The organism is Limnohabitans sp. (assembly GCF_040401495.1).
Taxonomy (GTDB): domain Bacteria; phylum Pseudomonadota; class Gammaproteobacteria; order Burkholderiales; family Burkholderiaceae_C; genus Limnohabitans.
Window position 1 is genome coordinate 1 of sequence record NZ_JBBAOI010000040.1, and the last position, 4427, is coordinate 4427.

Annotated in this window: 4 protein-coding genes; 2 read left to right on the forward strand and 2 right to left on the reverse strand. The window is 52.7% G+C overall.

Going from position 1 to position 4427, the window contains the following annotated elements:
- Positions 1 to 1096, reverse strand: a 1096-nt coding sequence (locus AC9UEO_RS13310; protein WP_509534455.1) for a TldD/PmbA family protein, incomplete at its 3' end; no start/stop codon positions are given.
- A 175-nt stretch (positions 1097 to 1271) separates the two neighbouring features.
- On the opposite strand from AC9UEO_RS13310, the gene AC9UEO_RS13315 reads away from it, so the two are divergent.
- A complete protein-coding gene (locus AC9UEO_RS13315) occupies positions 1272 to 2201 on the forward strand; it encodes a phosphatase PAP2 family protein (protein WP_509534458.1) in 930 nt (309 codons plus the stop codon).
- 3 nt (positions 2202 to 2204) lie between these two features.
- On the opposite strand, the gene AC9UEO_RS13320 is transcribed toward AC9UEO_RS13315, so the two are convergent.
- Positions 2205 to 2972: an SDR family NAD(P)-dependent oxidoreductase gene (locus AC9UEO_RS13320; protein WP_509534461.1), complete on the reverse strand. Its 768-nt coding sequence runs from the start codon at positions 2970 to 2972 to the stop codon at positions 2205 to 2207.
- 61 nt (positions 2973 to 3033) lie between these two features.
- Here AC9UEO_RS13320 and AC9UEO_RS13325 point away from each other — a divergent pair.
- The coding region (locus AC9UEO_RS13325) for a 1-deoxy-D-xylulose-5-phosphate synthase (protein ID WP_509534464.1) at positions 3034 to 4427 on the forward strand (1394 nt) is incomplete at its 3' end.

A 4427-nucleotide genomic window follows, 5' to 3' on the forward strand; every position in this document is an offset into this window, starting at 1 on the left:
TTTCAATCAGGTATGCCTCAGTCATGCCGAATACAAAGTCACCGCTTGCAGTGTTGACTTGTCCGCCGCCCAACTTGGCTACATATACGCCGTATTCAGTTGCGCGAACAATGTCATCTGGTTCATCCTTGCCATTCAACACAAACGTGTTGGTCATACGAACCATTGGCAAGTGTTCGTAACTTTGGCGACGTCCGTTACCGCTTGGTGCACGGCCTTCTTTGTTGGCACGAATGTGATCCCACATGTAATCGGTGAGCACACCGTCTTTGATAAGAACATTGCGTTGGCTTTCATGACCTTCGTCATCAATTCCAATTGCGCCCCACTCGCGGCTCATCGTTCCATCATCAACAAGCGTGACGAGTGGTGACGCCACCTGGTCTCCTACCCGATTTGCATACACACTTGCGCCTCGTGCAACTAGGTCTGCTTCCAAGCCATGACCACACGCTTCGTGAAACAACACTCCGCCTGAACCGCATTTGATAACTACTTGCAACGCACCACTTGGCGCAGGACGTGCACGCAACTTGGTAACGGCCTGGCGAGCTGCACGCTCGGCCAATTCATTAATATTCTCTTCTTCGAACAATTCAAACCCAATGGTGTGACCCAATGAGTCATATCCGGTTTGCATTCCCGCATCGCCATTAGCAACTGCACTGACACGAAAGATTGTGCGCACTTGTTCATCGGTTGCAAAAACTCCATCGGAGTTTGCAATAAGAATGCGCCGTGTTGCATCGGAATACCCCGCCGATACTTGCACGATGCTTGAATCAATTCCACGTGCTGCATCATTAGCAATCATCAACAGTTCAACTTTGCGCGCTTTTGGCACGCTCTGTGGCGCAATGCGCACTGTGTTCACAGGGTGACGCTTTGCAGTTCCTAAAGAAACTGTGTGTGTTCCACCATCTCCAGTACTTGCTGCTGCTGCAGCCGCACCCGCAGCAGCCATCAGCCCTGCTTCAGACAAATCAGCTGTGTAGGCAAAACCAGTGGTCTCGCCATTGATTACGCGAATACCAGCGCCTGAGTCGCGGCCGCTAGACACTTGCTCAACCAGCCCATCATCAAGGCTGGCCCCCATCGAGCGTTTATCTTCAATAAACACCTCGGAGAACCCGGCCCCAGTGGACCGCCCCTTTGCTAGTACCCGCGACAAAACGCTGGAATCGAACTCATGTGACAGATCAATAAGGCTCACCTTTCCATCCTACTGACGGCGTGAGCCCCAGCCCCGAGCGACCTAATGTATAGACACCATGACAGACGCCATTCCTACCCCTGAGCTAGATGAGGTGCGCGAGCACCGCACCTGGTGGTGGAAAGAGATCCTCATCATGGGCGCGTTCTATTTCATCTATTCGCTGACCCGTAACCGCTTCGGGTCCATCCGCGTTAAGGGTGACGACATCCCGCTGAACTCGTTCAACAACGCCATGAAGGTCATCCGTTTCGAGCGCGCCATCGGGCTGTACCACGAGGAATCAATCCAGCAATTGTTCCTTCCATATAAGTGGGTTCTGCAGCTGATGAACACGTATTACGGCACCGCCCATTTCATCGTCACGGTCACAGTCTTTTTCGTTCTTCTCAACCGCCGCAAAGACGTGTTCCCGCTTTTCCGCAACGCACTTGCCGCTATGACAGGTCTTGCCATCATCGGTTTCGCCCTCTTTCCCCTCATGCCGCCCCGCCTTCTTGATGCACCGTGCCCTGGCACTGCAACTGTCACCGTTGCCGGCAAGGAAATTCCTAAGCAGACCTTCGGCGGCGACTGCATCCCCACGAAACTGCGCAACTACAACGGCGCAACTGAATTCGGATTTGTCGACACATTGAAGGTCTACGGAGGCCCATGGGATTTTGATTCTGGCGGCATTGCAAGTCGTTCAAATCAATACGCAGCAATGCCAAGCCTTCACATCGGATGGGCATCTTGGTGCGCGTTTGCTGTCTGGCCACTCGCACGTCGCAAATGGATTCGTGCGGCGGTTCTGTTGTACCCAGCTCTCACATTGTTCTGCATCATCGTGACTGCAAATCATTACTGGGTCGACGGCCTCGGTGGAATTCTCGCGCTCGCCGGCGGTTTCACCCTTGGTGGTTTATTTCACTCGCTTAATCAACGACGCCTCGACGCGAAGTTCGAACAATTCCGTTCATCGCACCCCACGAGCAACACGCAGTAGTAACTAGAAGCTGTGGTAGCCACCGTCAATCGTGATCACATCGCCAGTGTGGTACTTGCTTGCATCACTTGCAAAGTACGCAGCAATTCCTGAAAAGTCATTCGGGTCTCCCCACCTGCGCAAAGGCACACGTGGCAACACCTTCGCAATGAACGTGTCCCAGCCCAATGCAGCTTCGGTCATTTCACTTTCAATCCAGCCAGGCAAAATTGCATTGCACCGAATGCCATGACGTGCATGCTCAACTGCAATTGCTTTCATCATTGAAATCACACCAGCTTTAGATGCTCCGTAATGTTGCCCGCGTGCCTGGCCGTAATACGCAGAACCAGATGTCGTGAACACCACTGCCCCGCCGTTACCCGCAGCCACCATGTGCCGCACTGCTACTTGAGCCGTATAAAACGCACCATCTAAGTTCACGCGCATCACTCGATGCCATTCGTCATCAGTCATGGAAACAAAACTTTCGGCATGGCCGCCAACACCAGCGTTCACGAAACACGAATCAACTCGGCCAAGCGCTTCCACCGTTGCAACAAATGCGGCCTCTACTTGTGATTGGTCACCCACATCACAAATGAAATCCGCCACACGTACTCCCATTGCTTCAAGTTCTGCTCGAGCCGTTGCATTCTTCTTGGCATTTGTGCCCCAGATTGCAATGTCACACCCACGACTTGCAAGGCCGCGAGCCATACCAAGCCCAATTCCCCCATTGCCGCCAGTGACCAAAGCCACTTTTCCGTTCAGATCAAATATGTCAGCCATATGGGCACCGTAGTAGTTGACACTGGGGTCGCGACGACCTCGAGAGATAGCCTTAGAACCCATGGCGATTCTCGACCGCATCTCCCAACCGGCCGATCTTCGTGGCCTCACGGCAGATGAATTGTCATCGCTCTCAACAGAGATTCGCGACTTCATTGTCAACGCCGTTAGCGAAACAGGCGGTCACTTGGGGTCGAACCTTGGCGCAGTTGAATTATCAATCGCATTGCATCGCGTTTTCGAAAGCCCAACAGACCCCATCTTGTGGGACACCGGGCATCAGGCATACGTGCACAAAATTCTCACTGGCCGCAAATCTGGTTTTGCTGCATTGCGCCAACAAGACGGAATCTCCGGATACCCGAACCGCGAAGAGTCACGCCATGACTTCATTGAAAACAGTCATGCATCTACTGTCTTGTCATATGCGCATGGTTTAGCTATTGCGCGTGATGCCGGTGTTGCACCACACCGACACATCGTCGCTGTCATCGGTGATGGCTCTATGACTGGCGGCATGGCGTATGAAGCGCTGAACAACCTTGGCCATTCAAAGAGTCGCGTCATTATTGTGTTGAACGACAACGGCCGCAGCTACGCCCCCACAATTTCTAATCTCACATCAGCTGCGGGGTTTGATTCTGATGATGTGATTGAAGAACAGAAACTGCCAGACCGCGTAACCGGAAAACTGTCACGTGGACTCACAAAGATTCGTCTCAACCCTGTCTATGTTCGACGCCAACGCAAGTTCGAAGCATTCCTGCGTGAGATTCCTGTTATTGGCAAGCAAGCAGAACAAGGAATGGAAGCATTCAAAGCTGCGGTGCGTGAGTTTTTGCAACCACCAGCTTTTTTCGAAGCCCTTGGTATTCAATACATTGGCCCATTCGACGGTCATGACATTGCAGAACTAGAAAAAGCATTCAATGCGGCCCTTGCCCGCGAAGAAGAAGGCCCCATTGTTATTCACGTGCTTACCCACAAAGGCCAGGGCTATTCACCTGCCGAAGATGATGACGAAAAGCATCTACATGACACACCAAAGTTCGACCCCATCGATGGCCCAGCCAAAACTGCAGTTGCTGGGTACACCGGTGCATTCAGCGAAGCGCTTCTGCGCGAAGCTGCAATTGACCCGCGCATCGTTGCAATCACTGCTGCAATGCCAGGCCCAACCGGGCTACTTGATTTTCAAGCGAAATACCCAGACCGGTTTTTCGACGTTGGCATTGCAGAACAACATGCAGTAACTGCGGCAGCCGGAATGGCCATGGGCGGTTTGCGCCCAGTTGTTGCCTTGTATTCCACATTCCTCTCGCGCGCATGGGATCAAGTTGTCTACGACGTTGCATTGCATCGCCTTCCTGTTGTCTTTTGTCTCGACCGCGCAGGCATCACCGGTGATGACGGCCCAAGCCATCACGGCGTCTACGACATGGCACTTCTTTCCAA

Coding starts and splice junctions, on each gene's coding strand:
- AC9UEO_RS13315 (WP_509534458.1), top strand. CDS start 1,272: ATGACAGACGCCATTCCTACCCCTGAGCTAGATGAGGTGCGCGAGCAC.
- AC9UEO_RS13320 (WP_509534461.1), bottom strand. CDS start 2,972: ATGGCTGACATATTTGATCTGAACGGAAAAGTGGCTTTGGTCACTGGC.